This window comes from Janthinobacterium psychrotolerans (assembly GCF_001677885.1).
Taxonomy (GTDB): domain Bacteria; phylum Pseudomonadota; class Gammaproteobacteria; order Burkholderiales; family Burkholderiaceae_D; genus Janthinobacterium; species Janthinobacterium psychrotolerans.
Genome location: NZ_LOCQ01000062.1, coordinates 102,530 through 126,305 on the forward strand (window position 1 = coordinate 102,530; position 23,776 = coordinate 126,305).

General features: G+C 64.3%; 20 protein-coding genes. 16 read left to right on the forward strand and 4 right to left on the reverse strand.

Going from position 1 to position 23,776, the window contains the following annotated elements; genetic code table 11:
- Positions 1-15 precede the first annotated feature (15 nt).
- Complete coding sequence (locus ASR47_RS24520) at positions 16-1,530, reverse strand: AMP nucleosidase (RefSeq protein ID WP_065310416.1); 1,515 nt, start codon at positions 1,528-1,530, stop codon at positions 16-18.
- A gap of 693 nt (positions 1,531-2,223) precedes the next feature.
- Here ASR47_RS24520 and ASR47_RS24525 point away from each other — a divergent pair.
- From ASR47_RS24525 to ASR47_RS24545, 5 genes are all read left to right on the forward strand, one after another.
- The gene (locus ASR47_RS24525; RefSeq protein WP_065310417.1) at positions 2,224-2,526 is read left to right on the forward strand and encodes an HNH endonuclease; all 303 of its coding nucleotides are present in this window, start codon (positions 2,224-2,226) and stop codon (positions 2,524-2,526) included.
- Positions 2,527-2,636: 110 nt separating this feature from the next.
- Entirely contained in the window at positions 2,637-3,872 is a 1,236-nt protein-coding gene (locus ASR47_RS24530; RefSeq protein ID WP_150127963.1) for a hypothetical protein, read from the forward strand.
- A 90-nt stretch (positions 3,873-3,962) separates the two neighbouring features.
- Positions 3,963-4,565 (forward strand): TetR/AcrR family transcriptional regulator, encoded by a 603-nt coding sequence (locus ASR47_RS24535; RefSeq protein ID WP_065310419.1) that lies wholly within the window; start codon positions 3,963-3,965, stop codon positions 4,563-4,565.
- Between the two features lie 25 nt (positions 4,566-4,590).
- Positions 4,591-5,394, forward strand: coding sequence for a type I methionyl aminopeptidase (gene map / locus ASR47_RS24540; protein ID WP_065310420.1), 804 nt, complete (start codon positions 4,591-4,593; stop codon positions 5,392-5,394).
- A gap of 80 nt (positions 5,395-5,474) precedes the next feature.
- Complete coding sequence (locus tag ASR47_RS24545) at positions 5,475-5,759, forward strand: hypothetical protein (protein WP_171899033.1); 285 nt, start codon at positions 5,475-5,477, stop codon at positions 5,757-5,759.
- 108 nt (positions 5,760-5,867) lie between these two features.
- Here the strand turns inward: ASR47_RS24545 and ASR47_RS24550 are convergent, their stop codons facing one another.
- Complete coding sequence (locus ASR47_RS24550) at positions 5,868-8,309, reverse strand: tetratricopeptide repeat protein (RefSeq protein ID WP_065310422.1); 2,442 nt, start codon at positions 8,307-8,309, stop codon at positions 5,868-5,870.
- A gap of 137 nt (positions 8,310-8,446) precedes the next feature.
- Between ASR47_RS24550 and ASR47_RS24555 the strand changes: the two genes are divergently transcribed.
- Positions 8,447-9,343 (forward strand): DMT family transporter, encoded by an 897-nt coding sequence (locus ASR47_RS24555; RefSeq protein WP_065310423.1) that lies wholly within the window; start codon positions 8,447-8,449, stop codon positions 9,341-9,343.
- A 37-nt stretch (positions 9,344-9,380) separates the two neighbouring features.
- Positions 9,381-9,977 (forward strand): O-methyltransferase, encoded by a 597-nt coding sequence (locus ASR47_RS24560; RefSeq protein ID WP_065310424.1) that lies wholly within the window; start codon positions 9,381-9,383, stop codon positions 9,975-9,977.
- Here ASR47_RS24560 and ASR47_RS24565 read toward each other — a convergent pair whose 3' ends face one another.
- Together ASR47_RS24565 and ASR47_RS24570 are read right to left on the reverse strand one after the other, a co-directional pair.
- Positions 9,978-10,481, reverse strand: coding sequence for a GAF domain-containing protein (locus ASR47_RS24565; protein WP_065310425.1), 504 nt, complete (start codon positions 10,479-10,481; stop codon positions 9,978-9,980). It abuts the gene before it with no gap.
- 64 nt (positions 10,482-10,545) lie between these two features.
- Positions 10,546-11,421 carry a LysR family transcriptional regulator gene (locus tag ASR47_RS24570; RefSeq protein WP_065310426.1) on the reverse strand — a complete coding sequence of 292 codons (876 nt, stop codon included), beginning with the start codon at positions 11,419-11,421 and terminating at the stop codon, positions 10,546-10,548.
- Positions 11,422-11,509: 88 nt separating this feature from the next.
- Between ASR47_RS24570 and ASR47_RS24575 the strand changes: the two genes are divergently transcribed.
- From ASR47_RS24575 to ASR47_RS24615, 9 genes are all read left to right on the forward strand, one after another.
- A complete protein-coding gene (locus ASR47_RS24575; RefSeq protein WP_065310427.1) occupies positions 11,510-12,502 on the forward strand; it encodes an aldo/keto reductase in 993 nt (330 codons plus the stop codon).
- Between the two features lie 87 nt (positions 12,503-12,589).
- Complete coding sequence (locus tag ASR47_RS24580; RefSeq protein ID WP_065310428.1) at positions 12,590-13,450, forward strand: CheR family methyltransferase; 861 nt, start codon at positions 12,590-12,592, stop codon at positions 13,448-13,450.
- 3 nt (positions 13,451-13,453) lie between these two features.
- Positions 13,454-14,059: a chemotaxis protein CheB gene (locus ASR47_RS24585; RefSeq protein ID WP_065310429.1), complete on the forward strand. Its 606-nt coding sequence runs from the start codon at positions 13,454-13,456 to the stop codon at positions 14,057-14,059.
- A 158-nt stretch (positions 14,060-14,217) separates the two neighbouring features.
- Positions 14,218-15,357 (forward strand): hybrid sensor histidine kinase/response regulator, encoded by a 1,140-nt coding sequence (locus ASR47_RS24590; RefSeq protein WP_065310430.1) that lies wholly within the window; start codon positions 14,218-14,220, stop codon positions 15,355-15,357.
- A 5-nt stretch (positions 15,358-15,362) separates the two neighbouring features.
- A complete protein-coding gene (locus ASR47_RS24595) occupies positions 15,363-18,728 on the forward strand; it encodes a hybrid sensor histidine kinase/response regulator (protein WP_065310431.1) in 3,366 nt (1,121 codons plus the stop codon).
- A 70-nt stretch (positions 18,729-18,798) separates the two neighbouring features.
- Entirely contained in the window at positions 18,799-19,197 is a 399-nt protein-coding gene (locus tag ASR47_RS24600; RefSeq protein WP_065310432.1) for an MAPEG family protein, read from the forward strand.
- Positions 19,198-19,300: 103 nt separating this feature from the next.
- Positions 19,301-21,010: a RecQ family ATP-dependent DNA helicase gene (locus ASR47_RS24605; RefSeq protein ID WP_065310433.1), complete on the forward strand. Its 1,710-nt coding sequence runs from the start codon at positions 19,301-19,303 to the stop codon at positions 21,008-21,010.
- A 78-nt stretch (positions 21,011-21,088) separates the two neighbouring features.
- Positions 21,089-22,144 carry a ligase-associated DNA damage response exonuclease gene (locus ASR47_RS24610; RefSeq protein ID WP_065310434.1) on the forward strand — a complete coding sequence of 352 codons (1,056 nt, stop codon included), beginning with the start codon at positions 21,089-21,091 and terminating at the stop codon, positions 22,142-22,144.
- Positions 22,137-23,774 (forward strand): ATP-dependent DNA ligase, encoded by a 1,638-nt coding sequence (locus ASR47_RS24615; RefSeq protein WP_065310718.1) that lies wholly within the window; start codon positions 22,137-22,139, stop codon positions 23,772-23,774. Before ASR47_RS24610 ends, ASR47_RS24615 begins: the two co-directional genes overlap by 8 nt.
- Positions 23,775-23,776 lie beyond the last annotated feature (2 nt).

Genomic DNA, 23,776 nt, shown 5'->3' on the forward strand with positions numbered 1-23,776 from the left:
GGTGCGTATGACGCCTTACTGAAACGCCACCTCGGCAAAGCTGCGCAATTTGCGGCTGTGCAGCCGGTCCACGCCCTGGCGGCGCAGCAGTTCCACCGCGCGGATGCCGATGCGCAAGTGCTGGTCGACGCGTTCGCGATAGAAATGGTTGGCCATGCCGGGCAGCTTGATTTCGCCGTGCAGCGGCTTGTCGCTGACGCACAGCAAAGTGCCATACGGCACCCGGAAACGGAAGCCGTTGGCGGCGATCGTCGCGCTTTCCATGTCCAGCGCAATCGCGCGGCTCTGGCTGAAACGGCGCTCGGGCGTGCGCTGCGGCAGCAGTTCCCAGTTGCGGTTGTCGGTGCTGGCCACCGTGCCGGTGCGCATGATGTGTTTCAGGTCCAGCCCCGTCAGCTGGGTGATTTCGGCCACCGCCGTTTGCAGCGCCTGCTGGATTTCGGCCAGCGGCGGGATCGGCACCCACAGCGGCAAGTCTTCGTCGAGCACATGGTCTTCGCGCACATAGGCGTGCGCCAGCACGTAGTCGCCCAGGCTTTGGGTGGTGCGCAGGCCGGCGCAGTGGCCCAGCATCAGCCAGGCGTGCGGGCGCAGCACGGCGATATGGTCGGTAATGGTCTTCGCATTGGCCGGACCGACGCCGATATTGACCATGGTAATGCCGCTGCCATCGGCGCGCAGCAGGTGATAGGCCGGCATCTGCGGCAGCCGCGGCGGCGCGGCGCCCAGGGCATCGTCCACCTCCACCGACTGGCCGACGCGGCGCGTCACCACATTGCCCGGTTCGACAAACGCGATATAGCCGTCGTCGTCCGAGGGCGTGCCGGCGTCCGGCGCACGCTGCATCATGGCGTGGCCCAAACGGATGAATTCGTCGATATAGAACTGGTAATTGGTAAACAACACGAAGTTCTGGAAATGCTGCGGCGAGGTGCCGCTGTAGTGGCGCAAGCGCTGCAGCGAATAATCCACGCGCGGCCCAGTAAACAGCGCCAGCGGCTGTGCTTCGCCATGCGCCGTTTCATGGGTGCCGTTGGCGATGCCGTCGTCCATCGCCGCCAGGTCGGGCAGGTCGAACAGGTCGCGCATGGCCAGGCGGCGCCCGGCGTCCATATTGCCTTCGATATGGTCGTGCTCGGCGAACGAGAAGTGCACGGGAATCGGCTGGGCGCTGACGCCCACTTCCAGCGTGACTTTCTGGCCGTTGTTATGGTTTTTCAGCAGCAGGGTGAACTGGTCGAGGTAATAGTCGGCAAACAGGTCGGGGCGCGTCAAGGTCGTTTCAAACACGCCGGGGCCGGCCACAAAGCCGTAGGCCAGCGGCGAGTCGGCGCGCGCCACGGTTTCGGTCTGTATGCGCACGAAGGGGTAGCAGCCGCGCACCCGTTCCTGCAGGTTTTCGCCGGCGACAAAGCGCTGCAGCGCGTCGCGCAAGTGGTCGATGCTGGCGCGGTAGATGGCTTGCACTTGTTCCAAGGCCAGGCGGGGATCGTCAAAACGGGCGGAAGCGATGAAGGGGGGCGTATGCAAGCGGTGCTCCTTTTGAAGGTTGGTACATGGCATTGTAAGGCAGGCACCGCATAAAGGCTTAAAAACGGCGGGCCGCAGGCGCGGGCCTGAGAAAATGCCGATGGCGGCGTTGCGGCTCCTTGCCGTACATGCGTACTGTCTGCGTCGCCGCGCCTTGCCCTCGACATTTTTCAGGCCCGCTTGGCCCGGAGTGCCCAGGTTGGGGTCTTGGGCCGGAGCATGGTTTGCTACTTGAAAACTTGAAAACTTGAAAACTTGAAAACTTGAAAACTTGAAAACTTGAAAACGGCGGGCCGGAGACGTGGGCCCGAAAAGCCCGGGCTGGCGCCTTTGGCCATGACCTATTTTGCTGGTGTGCTCATGAAGCAGGACAGCTCCATTGCTTATCGCTCAATGGCTGCTTTAGGGAAGCGCATCAGCTTGCTCCAGCCAGCTGGTGCATTTTTTCCGCAAGCTCGGAAACTGCTTCCTCGAATGAGTTTGCATTTGTCATGTGCAGCCACTTTCCAATAGGCGTGCGAACAGGAGCTTGGCCGGTCGCACCGCTTGGCCTGGTCTGCTTCCGCCGCCGGACTCAACCCCAGGATGCAACACGCTACCTTAAATGGCGACAACCACTGCCAGGGGACACGACAAGTGGCGGCTGGGGCGAATGATATAGTGGCGGGAATGTATACATTGAAAGAAACTGCCATGAAAAACGATGCTGCCGTTCGCCCGCAAGCCAACCAGGCGCCTGTCAGGCTCAGCAAAGGTGACTTCGTCACCGGGCTGCGCAAACTGCTGCAAGTAGCGGCCAGGGCCGGCGAGACCAGCGTGGATGTACGCGCTGCAACACTGCATACCGACGTGGGCGTTTATCCGGCGCGCGGCCATTCGATGCCCACCTGTTGCACCGTGATGTATGAAGAGATGCTGCCAGGTGACGAGATACTGCTGACGCCACCTGGCGGCAAGGGACCTGCGCTGCTGGTACGCTACAAATTACCACGCTGAAAATCGCTGTCTCAAGCGGCTGTTGCATGGGCCGGTCCGGCATGAGGGCGACAGGTTACACTGTCGCTTCATTCACTGATCGGCCTTCATCGGCCCACGCTGCCATGTTCATGCGCTTCGCTTTCCTTGCCACCGCCCTGACGCTCGGCTTGGCCGGTCCGGCCGTCGCCGATACTGCCGTCCTCGACAAACTCAAAGCCAATCGGCTCGCCATCACACTGGACAAAGGCGCGCTAACCGGGCCCGGTGCGGCGCCGCTGCTGCAAGCGTCGCGCCAGGCGCAGTACGTACTGCTCGGCGAAGATCATGGTGTCGCCGAGATCGCCCGGTTCTCTTCCGCCTACTTCAACGCCCTGGCCCCTGCCGGCTTCACCACCCTGGTCACGGAAAGTGGTCCAGTCGTGGCAAGCGCGCTCGAAGGCATGCTCAGGCGCGCCGACGCGGTAACGGCGATCGCCAGATTCGACGCCGCCTATCCGGACGCCATCGCTTTCTACACCATGCGCCAGGAGGCAGAGATGCTGGCCGGCTTTGCACTGGCCGCAGGGCCGCGCTTCGAACACTGGGGCATCGACCAGGAATTCATTGGCACGGCCAGATACCTGATCGCCCAAATGCTGGCCCAGCCGGTTAATCCGGCCGCGCGCGCAAAGCTGGAAGCCTTGCGTCAATTGGACGCTGTCGCTTCTCACAAGGCGGCGGCTAGCGGCAATCCCCTGGAGTATCTGATGCTGTCGGCCTCCGACGAAGAACTGGTGTCGCTGCGCCCGCTGCTGGCCGGCCCCAATGAGCAAACCGCGCTGGGACTGCTCGATGCACTGCTGGCGAGCCGTGCCATCTACCAGAAGAGCGCCTCAAAAGTGCCCGGCGATCGCGGCCTTTCCAACGCCATGCGATTGGCGCTGTTAAAGCAGACCCTGGCCTCCCGGCTCGGCGTGCAGGAGCAAAAGCTGCTGGTCAAGGTCGGCGCAAATCACGCCTACAAGGGTATCAATCCGCTCAACAACCGTGACGTCGGCAACTTTCTGGCGGAGCGCGCCGAAGGCCAGGGCCGCAGCTCGCTGCACCTGATCGTGCTGGCGGCGAAGGGCACGCAGCTGAGATTTGCGGGAGCGGGCAAGCCCCATCAGCCGGCGCCGATCGAGCTTGACAGCCCCGCCTCCAAACTGCTGGCCAGTGCGGGCGCCACCGACGGCAGCTGGTCGCTGTTTGACCTGCGCTCATTGCGGCCCGGCTTGCGCAAACTGGCGGCGGGCGACAGCGACGTGTTCAATCTGATCAACGGCTACGACTTCGCCCTGATCATCCCCGAAGGCAGCGCTTCGGCGCAGCTTGCGGCACCATAGTGGGTAGCGCAAGGCCTGAAAGCGCAACCCGGGCAGGGCGCAACCCTGGGCATGCTTGACGGATTCAATTAGAATTGCTATTCTATTTGCATGGTCAGACTAGCTAAATTCAACGAAAATCATTTTATCGACAGCGCCATCACGGTCGCGGCCCAGTGCGGCGTGGCGGCCGTGTCGATGTCGGCGATTGCGGTCAAGGCGGGTGCGCCGATCGGCTCCGTGTATCACCGCTTCGATTCGCGCAATGCGATTTTGGCGCGCGCCTGGCTGCGCGTGAAAAGCGACTTCCGAGAGGAAGTAGCCAGCCTGTGGGGCGAGGGCGACACCTGGGCCGGCGTGCATGGCTTGCTGGACTGGTGCCGCCGCAAGCCCGTCTATGCGCGCTTTTTGCTGCAATGCGAGGACAGCCCCGATTTCAACGGCAGCCTCGATGACGAACTGCAGGCCGCGCTGGAACAGGAGCAAGCCGCGCTCGACGCCTGTTTCGCGCGCTGCGCCGCCGCCATGCCCGATTGCGCCGAAGGTAGCACCGGCCTCGATCACCTGGTGCTCAAGTTCATGCTGATCGACGCGCCGGTGGCCGTCGTCAAACCCTACCTGACCCAGGAACGCGCGATACCGGCCAGCGTCGACGCCATGCTGCGCGCCTCGCACGACGCCGTGCGCGGCTGGGCCGCCCACACCACACATTAATCCACCAGAATAAAGAAAACACACCATGCGCTATTCCACCCAGCTTGAACACGGCAAGAAAATCCCCCTGCATGACGAAGAAGGTTTCGAAGGCATGCGCGCGGCCGGCCGTATCGCCGCCGACACGCTCGACTACATCACGCCGTTCGTCAAACCCGGCATCTCCACCGCCAAGCTCGACGCCATGTGCGAGGAGTTCATGCGCGCCGCTGGCGCCATTCCCGCCACCATCGACTACCACGGCTACAAGCACGCCAGCTGCATTTCGGTCAATCACGTGGTCACGCACGGCATTCCGTCCGAGAGCAAGATTTTGAAAGTAGGCGATATCCTCAATATCGACGTCACGCCGAAATTCAACGAGTGGCACGGCGACACCAGCCGCACTTTCAAGGTCGGCGCCGTGTCTATCCTGGCCAACCGCCTGGTCAATACGGCGTATGAGGCGATGATGGTCGGCATCAACACCGTGCGCCCGGGCGCGACCCTGGGCGACGTCGGTGCGGCGATCGAAGCGGTGGCCAAAGCGCAGGGTTTCTCGTCGGTGCGCGATTTCTGCGGCCACGGCGTGGGCAAGGTGTTCCACGACACGCCGCAAGTGCTGCACTACGGCCGCGCCGGCACCGGCATCGTGCTCGAACCTGGCATGATCTTTACCATCGAGCCGATGATCAATGTCGGCAGCTACCAGGTAAAAGTGTTGCCCGACAAATGGACCACCGTCACCAAGGACCGTTCGCTGTCGGCCCAGTTCGAACACTCGCTGGCGGTGACGGAAACCGGTTTCGAGATCTTTACCTTGTCGGCGTTGCCAGGCGCCCAGCCCTGAGCGCGCTGACCGAGCGGCTGCTGGCGCGCCACCGGTCCGAGCCCGAAGACGCGCTGCAGCAGGTGGCGCAAGCCGTCCTGATGCAGCATGGCATCCGCAGCGACAGCGTGCTGCGCGCGGAAAGCATTGCCGCGCTTGCGCCGCCGGTGGCGTGCGTGGTGGTGCTGGCCGAGTGGCTGGCCCATGTGGACTGGGAAGGGTTCGACAGCGCGCGGTACATGAACTTTGACGGGGTCAATGCGCTGGTGCAAACCGAACTGGGTATGCCGCCACTGGCGCGCGACAATTTTGAGCTGCAACGGCACCGGCTGGTGGAGGCGCTGTACGCTTATATTCAACGCCATATTGCCGAGTTTCCTGCGTAGGTCGGATTAGCGCGCAAGTGCGTAATCCGACAACATTGTTGACGTCTGTGATGTTGTCGGATTACGGCCCGACGGGCCTAATCCGACCTACCCGACGCACGATAAACATCAGGGTTTGCCCTGCGCCACTGCCTTGATGGCGCGTTCCTCCCCCATGCTGGCCGCAATCTTCCACCTCTGCATGGCGCTGGCGCGGTCGGGGCGCCTCAATCCCGCGCCTTCCCAGTCCATCAGCCCCAGATTGTAGATGTCGCCGGCGCTGCCCTTGTCGGCCGCCATGGTGAACCATTTGCGCGCTTCCTTGTTGTTGACCGGCATCTGGACGCCACGCACGTGGTACAGGCCCAGCAGGTGCATCGCCTCCGTATTGCCTTTTTGCGCTGACTGTTTCAACAGCGCCAGCGCGCGCGGCATATTGCGCTGTTCCTGCCAGCCTTCGGCCAGCATCACGCCCTTGGCGGCCAGTGCGTAGCTGTCGTTTTTCGCCAGCGCGCGCGTGATCCACGGCTTGGCGTCGGCGTGCCTGGCCTGGCGTTCCTGCGCCGTGGGCGTGGCCTGGCCCGGCTGTTTCGGCTGGCCTTCGCCCATCAGTGTCATCCAGCCGTACAGCCCATAGGCGTCGGCATTGCCCTTCTTGACCAGCACGTCGAGCATGGCCAGCGCCTGTGTCTTGTCGCCGTTTTCATACAGCTTCAAGGCTTTCGTTGCGCTGGCATCCAGCGGCACCCTGGCCACATGCGGCGCCACCGGCGCGGAAGCGAGCGCGGGCACCGGCGCCGTGCTGGCGCGCTGGCGCAGCGGCAGGCCATAGCCGGCGCCCAGCGCCACCGCGATTGCCGGCGCCAGCACCAGGGTGTAGGCCAGCCGGTGGCGGCCGCCCTTGCCGGCGATCAGCATGGCGCGTTCGGCCTGCTTGTCGCCGCCCAGCGCCTCTGCCAGCACCGCTTTCACCTGGCGCTTGAACAGCAGCCAGGCCGCGCCGGTGGCCAGCAGGCCGGCCGCCGCGCCCATGCCGCGGCCGAAGAAGAACCATACGCCGATGGCGGCGGCCAGCGCGGCCAAGGCGCCTTTCCACCAGAACTGCTTGGCCAGCCGCGTGTACACCTGGCGCAGCGCACCCAGCACGCAGGTGCGTACATTGCTGGCGTAGTCGGCCGACACCACGGCCGCGTGCGCGTGCTCGGCCTCGCCGCTGAGTACCGCTTCGATCACGTCGGCGTTCAGCTCGGACGCGGCCACGTCGCGCAGCGGCGTGAGCAAGCCCTGTATATGGGACGAAAACAGGCCGTCATCAAGACTGCCGGCCAGCGCGTCGCTCAGTGCCTTGAGGTCGCCGCGCAGCAGTTTTTCCACGATATCGTCGAGGGTGAGCCAGCGCAGGTCGCTACCATAGGCCACCAGATGATGCGCTTCGCCATTGCAGGCCGCGTCCAGGCGCACGATGCGCAGCTTGCCCGCGTACAGGGCGTCGACTTCCTGCGGCAGGTCTTCGTCGTAAATGCTCACTTTCGACAACTGCAGGCTGCTGGCAAGCGCCGCAAGTGAGCGCACACCTTCTTTTTCGCGGATGCGGTGCGCGTCGTCGGGCGCCTGCTTGGGCAGGCTGACGCTGTAGGCGGGCGCCACATGGACATCGACCCAGGCGGCGTCACCGACCTTGCCGGAACCGTCGCAAGGGTTGCACTGCAGGTCGCCGACGCCGTTGCAAGTGCGGCAAGTGATACTGCCGCTGGCGCGGCAGGTGCCGCAATTGACGCTGCCGCCGCCATGGCAGGTGTTGCAGGTAACCTTGCCAAAGTTGCAGTGGTGGCAAGTGCGCTGCACATTGCGGTATTGCGTGCGCCACTCCGTGTGGTAGCTGGTGCGCGAGCCGCCGTTCTCGTAGACGGTAGTGGGCACTTCCACCATCACCTGTTCCGCGACGTTTTCCATGACAAAGCCGCTGGCGTGGCAATACGAGCACGACACCTTGCCGCTGCCGTAGCAGCCATAGGCGTCGCAGCTGACGGTGCGCCCGCCGCGGCAGTTCCAGCAGGTTTCGGTGGTGCTGCCGTAGCAGGTGGTGCAATTGACGCGGCCGTGGCCGGCGCAGCTGTTGCAGCTGTCCAGGTGCCACTGTTTGACGGCGTGGCCCAGATACACGCCGTCAAGCACCGCATCATAGGCGTGGCCTGTGCTGTTGAGCGCGGTGGACAATTTGCCGGCCGCGCGGCGCAGCCGGTCCCGGGTGTGCGCTTGCGCCAACGGCACCACGTCATGGCTGGCGCAGCAGTGATCGCTCGCTGACGGCGTGAAGTAGCCGTTGATATGGCGCTGTTCGAGGCGGGCGTCGAGCGTGTAATTGGCCTGCAGTGCGAAGTCCTGGAGCACATCGTCTTCGGCCAGCGGCGTGATGTCCTGCGGTTCGAAGCGGGTCTTGTCCTGCACCAGGCTGCGCAGCTTGCCCAGTACGGTCGGTGCGTCGTCCTTGCCCAGGTTGATGGGGGCGGGCGCGGCCGGCGCGCTGGCGCTGCCGGTGTCATCGCCGTTCGTCTCCGGCACTGGGTTCATGCAACCATCCTTTTGCTCGTTGAAAGATGTTTTGATTTTAGCATTGATGACAGGCTGCTCATCTTGCATCCGTGCAGCTTGCCAACGGCAAAAGCGCGCCCATGCGAGAATGCGCGCTCTTCGTTTCAGGAGCCGCCATGCAGGCCAGGCATTATCTGTTTCCCGTGATCGCCGTGCTGATCTGGGCCATCAATACCATCGTCAGCAAGCTGGCCGTCGGGGTCATCGATCCGGCCGCCATGTCGTTTTTCCGCTGGCTGCTGGCCGGCGTGCTGCTGGCGCTGGCTTTCGGCCGCCCTGTGTGGCGGCAGCGCGCCATCGTCCAGCCTTACCTGGGCAAACTGTTTGTGCTGGGCATGCTGGGCATGGTGATGTACCAGTGCCTGGCGTATATTGCCGCGCAGACCACCTCGGCCACCAATATGGGTATCCTGGCGTCGATGATGCCGCTGCTGGCGGTCGGCCTGTCGGTCCTGCTGCTCGGTGAGGCGGCCACGGTGGGCGGCGTGTTCGGCGGCCTGGTGTCGCTGCTGGGCCTGGCCTATCTGCTCAGCCATGGCGACCCGGCCGCGCTGCTGGCACATGGCGCCGCCGTTGGCGATGGCCTGATGCTGCTGGCCTGCCTGTCGTACGCCGGCTATGGCGTGCTGCTCAAGCGCTGGAAGATCCCGCTCAATAACTGGCATTCGCTGCTGGTGCAGGTGTGGTGCGCCGTGCCGGTGCTGTTCGTGTATTACCTGAGCCAGTCGGCGCCGCCCGTGACCCGTGGCGGCTTGCCGCTGGTGCTGTTCGCCGGCATTCCCGCGTCCATCGTCGCGCCGTTTTTGTGGATGCACGGACTGGCGAAACTGGGACCGAGCCGCGCCACCACTCTGATGAATTTGCTGCCGGTCTTCACTGTCATCATCGCCATGCTGTTCTTGGGCGAAACCTTGCACGCCTACGATGTGATCGGCGGCGGCGTGACCCTGCTCGGCGTGCTGATGGTGCAATTGCTCAAGCGGCCGTTGCGCGCCAGGGCCAGACAGGCTTGATTTTTTGCTATGCTGGTATTTTTGTCAGGAGCCATTCATGACCCTCAATACCAGCCTCGACACCTTGCTGAGCGAACTCGAAGCGTTCGGCATTGCCAACGACGCGGTGCATGCCGAGCGCGGCAGCCGCATGCTCAATATCACGCGCGATACCGGCCAGTTGCTGGCCGCGCTGATACAGGCGCGCGGCGCGCAGCGGCTGCTGGAAATCGGCACCTCGAATGGCTATTCCACCTTGTGGCTGGCGCGCGCGGCGCAGGCGCTGCAAGGCAAGGTTGTCACTGTCGAGCAGGCCGATGATAAATACGCCATGGCGCAGGCGAATTTTGCACGCGCGCAATTTGCCGAGGTGATCGAGCAGAAACTGGGCGACGCGGGCGAGGTGCTGCGCGCGGCGCACGATGGCGCGCACGACTTTATTTTCCTCGATTCGGCGCGCAGCCAGTACCAGGCATGGTGGCCGCAGCTGGACCGCGTGCTGGCGCCCGGTGGCGTGCTGGTGGTTGACAACGCCACTTCGCACTATGGCGAAATGGCGGTGTTTCTTGACGGCATACTGCTTGACGCACGCTATACCAGTTGCCTGGTGCCGGTCGGCAAAGGCGAATTTATCGCCGTCAAGGCACGCAGCTGATCAAACGATGGTGCTTTCCAGCATGCGCACCAGCGACTCGATGCCCTGTGCATCGACCTCGTCGAAGCGGCCGGGCAGGGGGCTGTCGAGGTCGAACACGCCGATGATCTGGGCGTTGGAGAACACCGGCACCACCAGTTCCGAGCGCGAATTGACGTCGCAGGCGATATGGCCGGGAAACGCGTGCACATCCTGCACCACGATGGACTTGCCTTCGACCACGGTGGTGCCGCACACGCCGCGCCCCTTCTTGATGCGGATGCAGGCCGGCTTGCCCTGGAACGGCCCCAGCACCAGTTCATCGCCCCTGAGGAAATAAAAGCCGGCCCAGTTCAGGCCCGGCATGGTATTGAATACCAGCGAGCTGAAGTTGGCGGTATTGGCGATCAGATCGCTTTCGCCGGCCAGCAGGCCTTGCAGCTGCGAGCGCAGGTCGGCAAACATGGCTTGCTTGGCGGCGGGAGTATCGGTGCCGTAGGCGGCGTCGCTGATGGTAAACGTCATGGTGTCTGGAAAGTAAAAGCAAGGAAGGCAATATGGTAGCGCTTCTGGCGCGATTGCGTACGGCTCAGGCGTTTGCCCGGTCGCGCAGCGGCGCCAGCGCCGGATGCGCCTTGTCTGCCGGCCATACCAGCGCGATCTGCAGCGCCAGTTCCTCGCCTTCGGCCAGCGCGCGGTAGGCGACGCCTGCCAGGCGCAGCGCGCGAAACGAGTCGGCCAGCAGCGCCGCGCCCTTGCCGGCCGCCACTTCCGCCAGCAGCACGTGATGGTCTGGCGGCTCGCGCAGGAACACGGGCGCGTAGCCGTGGCGCTGGAATACCTGCTGGCAATGGTCAAAAAAAGCCGGCTGGCGCGCGCGTTCGAACCAGAATACGGGCAGCTCCCGCAGGTCGCGCAGGCGCAGCGTGCGCTTGCGCGCCAGCGCGTGGCCGGCGGGCAGGGCTACCAGCATGGGCTGGCGCAGCAGCGGCTGCACCGCCAGTTCGAACGTGGTGGCCGGCAAGGCCACCAGCGCCGCGTCGAGCTTGCCCTTGCGCACGGCCGTGATCAGGGCCGGCGAGGGTGCCGCTTGCAGGCGCGCCGGCATGCCATGCTCCAGCCGCTCCAGCAAGGGCCGCAGCAGTCCCGCTTCCACCGACGTCGTCACGCCCAGGCGCAGCGGCGGCGCTGCGGTGCCGGCCAACGGCGAAAGCGAGCGCTCGGCCTGGTCCAGCATGGCCAGGATCCGCAGCGCCTGCGGCAGCAGGGTGGCGCCGGCATCGGTCAGCGCCACGCCCTGCGTGTCGCGTTCGAACAGGCGCGCGCCCAGCCGTTCCTCCAGGGTCCTGATGGCGCGCGACAGCGGCGGCTGGGTCATGTGCAGCTGCTGCGCCGCCTGGCGAAAGTTCAGGCAGCGGGCCACCGCGCAAAACAGGGTCAGTGCATGGGTGTCGAGGGTTCTCATACCATAAAGGTATCACGAAACCGGACATTCCCCGGTTGGCAAAGCCGGTCCAGACTGGTGCTACCCCATCATTATCAGGAGTATCAATATGGAACAAATCGTGCGGCAAATCGGCAACAGCACACTGGCTACTCCACCTCTCGGCCTGGGCTGCATGGGCATGTCCGAATTCTATGGCGCCACCGACGAGGCGCAGTCGCTGGCCACCCTGGAGGCGGCGTACGACGCTGGCGTCACCCTGTTCGATACGGCCGACACCTACGGCTTTGGCCACAACGAACAACTGCTGGGCCGATTTCTGCAAGGCAAGCGCTCGCACGTGCTGGTGGCCACCAAATGCGGCCTGGCGCGCGAAGCGGGCGGCTATGCGCGCCGCGTCGACAACAGCGCTGCCTATATCCGCCAGGCGTGCGAGGCGTCGTTGCAGCGGCTCGGTGTCGATACCATCGACCTGTTCTACCTGCACCGGCTCAACCTGGAAACGCCGCTGGAAGAATCGATGGGCGCGCTGGCGCAATTGCAGCAGGAGGGCAAGATCGTCGCGATCGGCCTGTGCGAAGTGGGGGGCGGCACTTTGCTGCGCGCCGCGGCGATCGCGCCAATTGCCGCCGTGCAAAGCGAGTATTCGTTGTGGACGCGCGAACCCGAGCAGGGCGTGCTGGCCGCCTGCCGCCGGGTGGGCGCCAGCTTTATTGCCTGCAGTCCCCTCGGGCGCGGCTTCCTGACGGGCGCCATCGAGGACGTCGCCAGGCTCGATGCTCTGGATTTTCGCCGCTTCAACCCGCGTTTCAGCGCCGATAACCTTGCGCGCAACCAGGCCCTGGTCGCGCTGCTGCGGCAACTGGCACAAGACAAGGGCTGCACGCCGGCCCAGCTGGCGCTGGCCTGGCTGCTGGCGCAGGGCGACGATATCATCGCGATACCCGGCACCAAGAAGATTGCTTATCTGCACGATAACCTCGGTGCGCTCGCCATCCGCCTGAGCGTGGACGAGCTGGCCGCCATGGCGCAGGCGTTTCCGCCCGGCGTGGCGGCGGGCGCCCGCTACACCAGCGAAGGCATGAAGGGCGTGGACGCCTGATGATGGCTCAGTGTTCGCTACCGAACGTACACGAACTTTTTCATAAGGAAAAATACATGACGATCTGCTAGCATCGATCGGGTCCCCATGTGGTACGGGAAACCAAGCAAAGGTGGAAGCCCATTGTTAGATGACGATGCAATTTTTGATATTGAGCTGAAATTATTGTTGGAAGGAATATTGCTGCGGTATCAGCATGACTTCCGCGATTATTCAGTGGCCTCGCTGCGCCGGCGCATGCGCCAGGCGCTCGAGCGATTCGATTGCGCGACCTTGTCGCAGCTGCAGGACCGCATCCTGCACGAGCCCGCGATGTTCCTGCAGATGCTGCAGTTCTTTACGGTGCAGGTCAGCGAGATGTTCCGCGATCCGGCCTACTTTCGTGCGCTGCGCGAAAAAGTCGTGCCGGTGCTGCACACCTACCCTTCGATCAAGATCTGGGTGGCCGGTTGCAGCAGCGGCGAGGAAGTGTGGTCGCTGGCCATCCTGCTGGAAGAGGAAGGCTTGCTTGAACGCACCATGATCTACGCCACCGATATCAATGTCGATGCATTGGCCGCCGCCGAGGCCGGCATTTACGCGGTCGACCGCATCGCCCAGTTCAGCGACAATTACCGGCGTTCGGGCGGCAAGCGTTCCTTGTCCGACTACTACACGGCCGCTTATAAAGGCGCGATTTTCGACCGCCGGCTGCGCCGCCATTTCGTGTTTGCCGACCACAGCCTGGCGACCGACAGCGTTTTTTCCGAGGTGCATATGGTGTCTTGCCGCAATGTGATGATTTACTTTAACAAGGATTTGCAGGACCGCGCGCTGGGCCTGTTCCATGAGGCACTGGTGAACCGCGGCTTCCTGGGCCTGGGCATGAAGGAAAGCCTGCATTTCAGCCGGCATGCGGGCAATTTCCGCGAACTGTGCCAGGCAGAAAAAATCTTCCAGCGGGCTTGACGCATGCCGCATCGCGCCCCATCGACCGAGATCGCCGCGCCGCCCGAAGGGCTGCGCCTGATCGCCATCGGCGCGTCGGCCGGCGGCGTCGAAGCGCTGGGCTTGCTGCTGTGCGCCTTGCCGGCGACTTGCCGCGCCAGCGTGGTGGTGGTGCTGCACCTGGCGCCCGGACGGTCGAGCCGCCTGCCGCTGCTGTATGCGGCGCGCTGCCTGCTGCCGATCCGCGAGGCGCAGGACAAGGAGCCGCTGCAGCCGGGCGTGGTGTATTTTGCCGCGCCCGACTACCACTTGCAGATCGAGCCGCAGCGCAGCTTTTCGCTGTCGCTCGAAGCGCCCGTGTATTTTTCGCGTCCGTCGATCGATGTGCTGCTGGAAACGGCGGCCAGTACCTACCGGCGCGAGATGCTGGCCATTATCCTGACAGGCGCGTCGGCCGATGGCGCACGGGGGCTGGCGAAGGTGCGCCAGCTGGGCGGCGCGGCCTGGGTGCAGGACCCGGCGACGGCATCCTCGGCCGCCATGCCCGCCGCCGCGCTCAGGCTTGCCGGCGCCGACCGCGTGCTTGATATCTGGCAACTTGCCGCCAGCCTGGCCTTGTTGACAAACTGAACCGCACGCTTGCACAGGCCGGCAGTCAGGGTGGCGCAGTACGTGTAAGATACATATTAATCCTCCAGAGTTGAGTTTCCAGTATCGAAATTCTTGTTTTGTAACCTATATTGAAACGCACGCCGCCAGTTGGCGTCGCGATGCCTGAAGACTGATCCGTGACCGCACCTATCCACATTCTTGTCGTTGACGACATCGCGCAAAACCTGGTTGCCATGGAGGCCGTGCTGGCCCGCCCCGGCATCGTCATCCTCAAGGCCAGTTCGGGCGCCGAAGCGCTGGAAATCCTGCTGACCCACGATGTGGCGCTGGCCCTGCTCGACGTGCAGATGCCGCAGATGGATGGCTTCGAGCTGGCCGAACTGATACGCGGCAGTGCGCGCACGCGCGACATCCCGCTCATTTTCCTGACCGCCGCCACGCGCGAACCGAGCTACAGCTTCCGCGGCTACGAAGCGGGCGCGGTCGACTTCCTGTTCAAACCATTCGACGTCAAGGCGCTGCAAAGCAAGGTGCAGGTGCTGGTGCAGCTGTACCAGCAGAAACGCGAACTGTCGTCCCAGCTAACCGAACTCAAGCATGCTCTGCACCTGAACGAATTGTTTACGGCCGTGCTCGGCCATGACTTGCGCACGCCGCTGTCGGTGGTCATGAACGGCGCCATGCTGCTGCCGATGATGAGCGAGCATCCGAAGGTCATCATCACGGCGCAGCGCATCGAAAGCAGCGCCAAGCGCATGGCGCGCATGGTCGACCAGCTGCTGGACCTGGCCCGCATCCGCTCGGGCACGATGGAGCTGCGCCTGGGCGTGCACGACTATCTGGCGCTGGCGCAGGCCATCGTCGATGAGTTCGACATGCCGGGCCAGCCGGCGCGCATTACCACCAGCCATGTCGGCGAACTGCATGCCGAATGCGATCCTGGGTTGTTGTCGCAAGTGATCTCCAACCTGCTGGCCAATGCGCTCACGCACGGCGAGCCGGGCGCACCGGTGCAGCTCGAACTGGACGGGCGCGCCGCCGACCATATCACCCTGCGCGTGCAGAACCGCGGCGAGCTCGATCCCGCCTTGCTGCCGGCCCTGTTCGAACCATTCCACCAGACTGGCGAAAAGCGCCGCACCGGGCAGGGGCTCGGACTGGGCCTGTATACGGTCGACATGTTTGTCAAGGCGCATGGCGGCACGGTGCAGGTCAGCGCGTCGGCCACCCAGGGCACGATCTTTACCTTGCATCTGCCGCGCCAGTGCCGTGCCAATCTGCCGGTGCTGGCCGCCACCGCCGTGGTGGCGCCATGAACGATATGCTGCATCGCTACCAGCCGCGCGGCGGCGGCGTCACAGGCGAACTGGTGCGCGGCTTCGACTGGTCCGCCACCAGCCTGGGGCCGATGGACGGCTGGTCCGCCAGCCTGCGCACCAGCGTCGACATCGTGCTCAATTCGCCGATGGCGATGGTGCTGATGTGGGGGCCGCGGCATGTGATGATCTATAACGATGAATACATCAAAATTGCCGCCGGGCGCCATCCGGCCGCGCTGGGCGGCACCGTGCCCGAGGTCTGGCCCGAAATATGGAACTGGAATGCGCGCATCCTGGCGGCGGGCCTGCGTGGCGAGACCCAGGTGCACCGCGAGTGCATCCTGCCGCTGCTGCAGGACGGCCTGCCGGTCGATCATTATTTCGATCTGTTCTATACCCCCGTGCATGGTGACGGCGACCAGGTCGGCGGTGTGCTGTGCACGGCGCTGGAGCTGACGGCGCGCCTGGAAGAAGGACGGCAGTTGAAGCTCGCCACGGCCGAACTGGGCGCGATGAACGACGCGCTGCAGGCCGAAGCGGCAGCGGCGCGCGACGCCAACCGGCGCGTGGCCGAAGAACGTGGCCTGTTGCGCGCCCTGTTCGAACAGGCGCCCAGCTTCATGGCCGTGCTGCGCGGACCGCAACATATTTTTGAACTGGCCAACGAGCACTACATCAGCCTGGTCGGGCGCAGCGAACTGCTGGGCAAGAGCGTGGAAGAGGCCTTGCCGGAAGTCCGCGGCCAGGGTTTCATCGACCTGCTCGACAAGGTTTACCGCAGCGGCGTGCCGTTCGAAGGGCGCCAGCTGAAGGTCGACCTGAACACGGCCGACGGCAGGCAAAGGCAGCGCCATATCGATTTCGTCTACCAGCCGATCAAGAATGATGATGGGCAGGTGGTCGGCATCCTGGTCGAAGGCAGCGATGTGACCGAGCGCATCGAAGGCGAAGAGCGCTTGCGCCTGGCGCAGCAGGCCGGCGGCATCGGCACCTTCGAATGGTTTCCCGAGACGGGCGAGATGGACGTGTCACCCACGTTTCGCCGCATCTGGGGCATCGCCGACGATGAACTCGTCACGCAGCACCTGCTGGTGGGCCTGGTCGATGAGCGCGACCAGGACAAGGTCGGCCCCAGCCGCATGCAACTGGCGCAAAATCCGCTCGAATACGTGGAATACCGCGTGCGCCGCCCGCTCGATGGCCAGGTGCGCTGGATCGCGCGCCAGGGCGAAGTGGTGGAAGGTCCGGCGCCCGGCCAGCGCCGCTATGTCGGCGTGTCGTTCGATGTGACCGAGCGGCGCCTGATTGAAAATGAATTGCACGCCAGCCAGGAACGCATGGCCGCCATCTTTGGCCAGGCCTCGGTCGGCCTGTCGGAGCTGGGCCTGGACGGCAGCTTCCAGCGCGTCAATGGCGCCCTGTGCACCATGCTGGGCCGCTCGTCCGAAGAACTGCTGAGCATGAACATGAACGAGATCATGCATCCGGACGATGTGCCGGGCAACACCTTGCTGTTCCGGCGCCTGGTGGAAACCGGTGAATCGTTCAGCCTGGAAAAACGCTATCTGAAGCCCGATGGCATGCAGGTGTGGGTGTCGAGCAATGTCAGCCGCCTGGTTGATGAGCATGGTCAAACCCGTTCCCTGATCGCCGTCAAGACCGATATCACGGAACGGCGGCGGGTTGAAAAAGCGCTGCATGAATTGAACGAAACGCTCGAACACCGGGTCGAACAGGAAGTCAGCGAGCGCACCAAGGCCGAAGACGCCTTGCGCCAGGCACAAAAAATGGAGGCAGTCGGGCAGTTAACGGGCGGTATCGCCCACGACTTCAACAATGTGCTGCAAATCATCTCGGGCAATCTGCACCTGCTGCACCATTTGTCCGGCAACGATGGCGTAATGCGCCAGCGGCTCGATACGGCGATTGCCGCCGTCGAGCGCGGCGCCAAGCTGTCGTCGCACTTGCTGGCCTTTGCCCGCCGCCAGCCCTTGCAGCCGGTGGTGGCTGATCTGTCGCGCGTGGTGCGCAATATGGACGCGCTGCTGCGGCGCGCGCTGGGCGAGGCGATCGATATCGTGCTCGTCGGTGGCGCCGGCCTGTGGAATACCCTGGTCGACCGCGGCCAGATTGAAAACGTGATCCTGAACCTGGCCATCAATGCGCGTGACGCCATGGATGGCGTGGGCAAGCTGACGATTGAACTGGGCAATGTGGTGCTCGATGAGCAGTATGTGCATAACCTCGACGTGCCGGCCGGCCAGTATGTGATGCTGTCGGTAACCGACACCGGCAAGGGCATGAGCGGCTCGGTGCTGCAGCGTGCCTTCGAGCCATTTTTTACCACCAAGCCTGAAGGGGCGGGCACGGGCCTGGGCTTGTCGATGGCCTATGGTTTCGTCACACAAAGCCGCGGCCATATCCGCATCTACAGCGAGCCCGGCCATGGCACCGGTGTCAAGATCTACCTGCCGCGCACCCTGATGGCCGAAGCGGCGGACGAAGTGGAACTGAGCGGTGTGGTCACGGGCGGCACCGAAACGGTGCTGGTGGTGGAAGACGATGTGGGCGTGCGCGCCACCGTGGTCGACATGCTGGGCAACCTCGGCTACAAGGTACTGAAAGCCGAGGATGGCGAAAGCGCGCTGGCCGTGCTGCAAAGCGGCGCGCAGATCGATTTGCTGTTTACTGACGTCATCATGCCCGGTCCCGTGCGCAGCACCGACATGGCGCGCATGGCGCGCGAGATGCAGCCCGATATCGCCGTGTTGTTTACGTCCGGCTATGCGCAGGACATCATCGTGCACGAAGGCCGGCTCGATGCGGGTGTGGAGTTGCTGAGCAAACCGTACCGGCGCGAAGAACTGGCGCGCAAGCTGCGCCATGTGCTGGCCAACCGCCAGCAGCAAATGCGCGCGCGCCAGTTCGACTGGGCCGCCGCGCCGGCGGCCGGCAATGCGCCGGCCGGTACGCCAGGGCTCGATTTGACGGGCCACGCGCCAGTGCCACACGGAGACGTGCCAAGCTCGCTGAAAATCCTGGTGGTGGAAGACAATCTCGATTCCCAGCTGATGGTCTGCGAACTGGTGGGCATGCTGGGCCATACGGTGAGCGGCGTGTCGGATGGCGAAGCGGCATGGGAACTGCTCAATGAGCAACATTTCGATATCCTGTTTACCGACGTCAGCCTGCCTGGCATGTCGGGCATCGCGCTGGCGCGCATGGTGCTGCGCGACAAGCCTGGCATGCGCATCATCTTTTCCACCGGCTACGGCAAGGAATCGATGGACGAACTGGGCTTTTCCGCCAGCGTGCTGCGCAAACCCTACGACCTGCTGGAATTGCAGGCGGCGCTGGAACAGGCCTGAGCCGGGGCCAGCGCGCCCGGCAAGATTTGCCCGCATCTTTTTACTCACCTTACACTCTTGAAAGACAAGCATGACGCCTGAACTGACGATACTCGGCTGGACCCTGGTGCTGGCGCTGGTGCAGATTTTGCTGCCCTCGTCGTTTCGCAACCGCGAAACGGGCACGCAATACAATATGAGCGCGCGCGACGAGGCCGGCCCGCCGGTGGGCAAGATCACCGCCCGCCTCAAGCGCGCCCAGGCCAATCTGTTCGAGACGCTGCCGCTGTTCGCCGCCGCCGTGCTGATCGCCCATGTGGCGGGCGTGCACAACAATCTCACACTGTATGGCGCGGCGCTGTACCTGGGCGCGCGCGTGCTGTACCTGCCCCTGTACGCATTCGGCATTCCCGTCGTGCGCACCCTTGTATGGTGCGTCTCGGCACTGGGTTTGCTGATGCTGTTGTGGGCCATCCTGTTTGCTTCCTGAAGTCCTACAAAGGCGGTGGTAGCCGTCCTATGGCGCGGCGCCCGCCGCAACCGTAGAGTGAGGTCACGCTGGCGCACGGGCGCCACGCTCTACAGGACATCACATGGCCACCATCGCCGCCACAGACATTGCCGCCGGGGCAAACGGCAAACGCCCCGGCAAGAAAATTCAACGACTGCTGCGCTCTGTCTTCGGCGTCGAGCGCCTGCGCGCCGGACAGCAGGATGTGATCGACAGTGTGCTGGCCGGGCGCGACACGCTGGCCATCATGCCGACCGGCAGCGGCAAGTCGCTGTGCTACCAGATACCCGCCTCCCTGCTGCCTGGCCCGACCCTGGTGGTCTCGCCGCTCATTTCCTTGATGAAAGACCAGCAGGAAAAACTGGCCAGCCTCGGGATTACCGCCGTGCAGCTCAACAGCAGCCTGTCGCGCGCCGAAGAGCAGGAGGCCATCGCCACCATCGCGGCGGGCGCCAAGGTAATCGTGTTTTGCACGCCGGAACGCCTGGCGACCGCCGAGTTCCTGGACCTGCTCGCCGGTACGCGGCCGTCGCTGGTGGTCATCGACGAAGCCCATTGCATCTCGCAGTGGGGCCATGATTTCCGCCCCGCCTACCTGGAAATCGGCACCGCGCTGCGTGCGCTGGGCCGCCCACCGGTGCTGGCGCTGACCGCCACCGCCACCGATGATGTGGTCGACGATATCGGCGCCCAGCTCGGCGCGCGCAAGCTGCGGGTGATCAATACCGGCATCTATCGCGCCAACCTGCGCTACAGCGTGATCCAGGTCACCAATGCCGACGAAAAACAGGAGCAGGTGCTGCGCCTGCTGCGCGAAACGGCCGGGGTCGGCATCGTGTATGCCGCCACCGTGAAAGCGGTCGAAGCGCTGGCCGAACGGCTGCAGGCGCTGGGCGAGAGCGTGACCTGCTACCACGGCAAGCTGTCGGCGCGCGAGCGCAAGGAGCACCAGGATCTGTTCATGCGCGGCGAGCGCCGCATCATGGTCGCCACCAACGCCTTCGGCATGGGTATCGACAAGCCCGACACGCGCTTCGTGATCCATCTGCAGGTGCCGGCCAACCTGGAAGCGTACTACCAGGAATCGGGGCGCGCCGGGCGCGACGGCTTGCCGGCGGACTGCACCTTGCTGTACTTCCAGCAAGACAAGCGCGTACAACAGTTCTTCCTGGCCAAGCATTATCCGAGCGCCGACGAACTGGCCGCCATCGTTGCCGCCGCACAAGAACTGCCGGCCACCTTCGGCTTCGACGCGCTGCTCGAACGCCTGCCCACGTTTTCCGACAGCCACCTGAAGGTCTGCCTGAAGCTGCTCAAGGACGGCAAGCTGCTGCGCCAGGACCGCAAGCTCGGCTATGCCCTGAAGGCAGCGAAGGCAAAATCGCCGTCCTATGCCGAACTCGAGCAGATCTATATTGCCAAGCAGGAGCGCGACAAACAGGCGCTCGAGCAGATGGTGGCCTATGCGCAGAGCGGTTTTTGCCGCTGGAAGCTGCTGCTCGATTATTTTGGCGACGCCGGCGACTTCGAACGCTGCTGCAGCTGCGACAATTGCCTGTCGCCACCGGCCGTATCGGTGCCGATCACCTTCGATGAAGACTTGCAATCGAGTACGTTTGCGCCAAAAGTCCAGCAAGCTCCGGCAACGCCGCAGATTGCCGTGGGCAGCCGGGTGCGCGTGCCACGCTTTCATATCGGCACCGTGCTGTCGGTGGCGGGCGACCAGGTCACCATCGAGTTTCCTGAACATACCACCAGGACTTTCATGGCCGAGTTCGTCGCACCGGCATAGTGTGCGTTGTCGGACAGAGTAAAAAGCCTTGCGGCGCTAGAATGCTTCCATTGAAGAGTTTCTCGACATGGGACTGGCATGAGCGACATGGTGGTAGTGCGCAAGGAAGGCCTGTATTGTGTGCCGGGCCAGTTTTATATCGACCCGTGGCGCCCGGTCGAGCGCGCCATCATCACGCATGCGCACGCCGACCATGCACGCGTGGGCCACGGCCACTACCTGAGCGCGGCTTCGGGCGTGAAGGTGTTGCAGTCGCGCCTGGGGCCGGTCACCATCGACGGCCTGGAATATGGCCAGACCATCACCCACAATGGTGTGACGGTCTCGCTGCACCCGGCCGGCCATGTGCTCGGGTCAAGCCAGGTGCGCATGGAGCACGGCGGCGAAGTGTGGGTGGCCTCCGGCGACTACAAGCTGGAGTCCGACCCGACCTGCCTGCCGTTCGAGCCGGTGCGCTGCCATACCTTCATTACCGAATCCACGTTTGGCCTGCCGATCTACCGCTGGCAGCCGTCGCAAACCGTCTATGACGACATCAACCAGTGGTGGCGCAGGAACGCGGCCGAAGGACGCACCAGCGTGCTGTTCTGCTACGCCTTCGGCAAGGCGCAGCGCATCCTGGCCGGGCTCGACCCCGAAATCGGCCCCATCATCTGCCATGGCGCGGCGCAGGCGCTGAGCGAGGTCTACCGCGCCTCCGGCGTGCTGCTGCCGCACACCATGATGGTAGGCGACGTGACGCACAAGGCGGCCCTGAAAACGGCGATGGTCATCGCGCCGCCATCGGCCGCCGGCTCGTCGTGGATGAAGCGCTTTGGCGACTACAGCGACGCCTTTGCCAGCGGCTGGATGCTGCTGCGCGGCGCGCGCCGCCGGCGCGGCGTCGATCGGGGTTTTGTGTTGTCCGACCACGCCGACTGGCCCGGCCTGATGCGCGCCATCAAGGCCACCGAAGCCGAGCGCGTGATCGTCACGCACGGTTCGATTCCCGTCATGGTGCGCTGGCTGCAGCAGAACGGCTGGCAGGCGGGGGGCTTCGAGACCGAATATGGCGATGACGAAGCCGCCGATGCGGTGAACGACGCCATCAATGAGGCGGTCGCCACTGCCGCCGATGGAGCGCCGCATGCGTGAGTTTGCCCGCCTGTACGCCGAGCTCGACGAGACCACTTCGACCAGCCGCAAGCTGGCCGCGCTGCAGGCGTATTTCTCCAGCGCGTTGCCCGAGAACGCGGCCTGGGCCGTGTATTTCCTGGCCGGCGGCAAGCCGCGCCAGGCCGTGCCCACCAAGTTGCTGCGCGAATACGCGACCGAAGCGGCCGTCCTCGACACCTGGCTGTTCGACGAGGCCTATCACGCGGTCGGCGACCTGGCCGAGACCATCGCCCTGATCCTGCCCGCGCCTGGCCACGTCAGCGAGATCGGCCTGGCCGAGTGGGTCGAGCAGCGCATCGCCCCCTTGCGCGGCGCCGCGCCCGAGGCCATCCGCAGCGCCTTGCTCGGCTACTGGGATGAACTGGAAACGCGCGAACGCTTTTTGTTGATCAAGCTGATCGGCGGGGGCTTCCGGGTCGGCGTGTCCAAATTGCTGGTGACGCGCGCGCTGAGCGCCATCGCGGCGGTCGACAGCAAGCTGATCGCGCAGCGCCTGATGGGCTGGACCGATGGCAAGGTCAGCCCCACCGGTGCCGGTTTCCTAAAGCTGATCAGCGAGGAATCCGACGGCGAACATGCGCTGCGCGGCGGCCAGCCCTATCCGTTTTTCCTGGCCCACCCGCTGCAGGCGGCGCCGGCAACCCTGGGCGATGTGAGCGACTGGCTGGTCGAATGGAAATATGACGGCATGCGGGCCCAGCTGCTGCGCCGCGACGGCAGCACCTGGCTATGGTCGCGCGGCGAGGAATTGATCACCGAACGCTTTCCCGAACTGGCCCGTATCGCCTTGCCGGAAGGCTGCGTGATCGATGGCGAAATCCTGATCTGGCAGCCGGGCGACACGCCGTCGCCGTTTGCCGACCTGCAAAAGCGCATGGGCCGCAAGACGGTATCGAACAAGCTGCTGGCCGAATTGCCGGCCGCGCTGGTCGCTTACGATGTGCTGGAACTCGACGGCGTCGATATCCGCCACCTGCCGCAGCACGAGCGGCGCGCGCTGCTGGAAACTGTGGTGGAAAGCATTGCCGACCCGGCGCTGCGCTTGTCGCCACGCATCACGGCCGGCAGCTGGGACGAGCTGGCCCTTATCCGCCAGCAGTCGCGCGCGCGCGGCGTGGAAGGCATGATGCTCAAGGCGGTCACGGCGGCGTATGGCGTGGGCCGCACCAAGGATGTCGGTACCTGGTGGAAATGGAAGATCGATCCGTTCTCGGTCGACGCCGTGCTGATCTATGCCCAGGCCGGTCACGGCCGGCGCGCTTCGCTGTACACCGACTACACCTTTGCCGTCTGGGACGACGACGAGAACGGCCAGCGCAAGCTGGTGCCGTTCGCCAAGGCGTATTCGGGCCTGACCGATGCCGAAATCGGCAAGGTCGACGCCGTGATCCGCAAGACCACGGTGGAAAAATTCGGCCCGGTGCGCAGTGTCAAGCCCACCCTCGTATTCGAGATCGGCTTCGAGGGCATTGCCGCCTCCAGCCGCCACAAGGCCGGCATCGCGGTGCGCTTTCCGCGCATCCTGCGCCAGCGCGACGACAAGGCGATCGCCGACGCCGATACGCTCGACACGCTCAAAGCCTTGCTGACGGGGCGCCATGAAAGCTGAGC

Coding starts and splice junctions, on each gene's coding strand:
- ASR47_RS24525 (WP_065310417.1), top strand. CDS start 2,224: ATGAAAAACGATGCTGCCGTTCGCCCGCAAGCCAACCAGGCGCCTGTC.
- ASR47_RS24530 (WP_150127963.1), top strand. CDS start 2,637: ATGCGCTTCGCTTTCCTTGCCACCGCCCTGACGCTCGGCTTGGCCGGT.
- ASR47_RS24535 (WP_065310419.1), top strand. CDS start 3,963: ATGGTCAGACTAGCTAAATTCAACGAAAATCATTTTATCGACAGCGCC.
- map (WP_065310420.1), top strand. CDS start 4,591: ATGCGCTATTCCACCCAGCTTGAACACGGCAAGAAAATCCCCCTGCAT.
- ASR47_RS24545 (WP_171899033.1), top strand. CDS start 5,475: ATGCAGCATGGCATCCGCAGCGACAGCGTGCTGCGCGCGGAAAGCATT.
- ASR47_RS24550 (WP_065310422.1), bottom strand. CDS start 8,309: ATGAACCCAGTGCCGGAGACGAACGGCGATGACACCGGCAGCGCCAGC.
- ASR47_RS24555 (WP_065310423.1), top strand. CDS start 8,447: ATGCAGGCCAGGCATTATCTGTTTCCCGTGATCGCCGTGCTGATCTGG.
- ASR47_RS24560 (WP_065310424.1), top strand. CDS start 9,381: ATGACCCTCAATACCAGCCTCGACACCTTGCTGAGCGAACTCGAAGCG.
- ASR47_RS24565 (WP_065310425.1), bottom strand. CDS start 10,481: ATGACGTTTACCATCAGCGACGCCGCCTACGGCACCGATACTCCCGCC.
- ASR47_RS24570 (WP_065310426.1), bottom strand. CDS start 11,421: ATGAGAACCCTCGACACCCATGCACTGACCCTGTTTTGCGCGGTGGCC.
- ASR47_RS24575 (WP_065310427.1), top strand. CDS start 11,510: ATGGAACAAATCGTGCGGCAAATCGGCAACAGCACACTGGCTACTCCA.
- ASR47_RS24580 (WP_065310428.1), top strand. CDS start 12,590: ATGTGGTACGGGAAACCAAGCAAAGGTGGAAGCCCATTGTTAGATGAC.
- ASR47_RS24585 (WP_065310429.1), top strand. CDS start 13,454: ATGCCGCATCGCGCCCCATCGACCGAGATCGCCGCGCCGCCCGAAGGG.
- ASR47_RS24595 (WP_065310431.1), top strand. CDS start 15,363: ATGCTGCATCGCTACCAGCCGCGCGGCGGCGGCGTCACAGGCGAACTG.
- ASR47_RS24600 (WP_065310432.1), top strand. CDS start 18,799: ATGACGCCTGAACTGACGATACTCGGCTGGACCCTGGTGCTGGCGCTG.
- ASR47_RS24605 (WP_065310433.1), top strand. CDS start 19,301: ATGGCCACCATCGCCGCCACAGACATTGCCGCCGGGGCAAACGGCAAA.
- ASR47_RS24610 (WP_065310434.1), top strand. CDS start 21,089: ATGAGCGACATGGTGGTAGTGCGCAAGGAAGGCCTGTATTGTGTGCCG.
- ASR47_RS24615 (WP_065310718.1), top strand. CDS start 22,137: ATGCGTGAGTTTGCCCGCCTGTACGCCGAGCTCGACGAGACCACTTCG.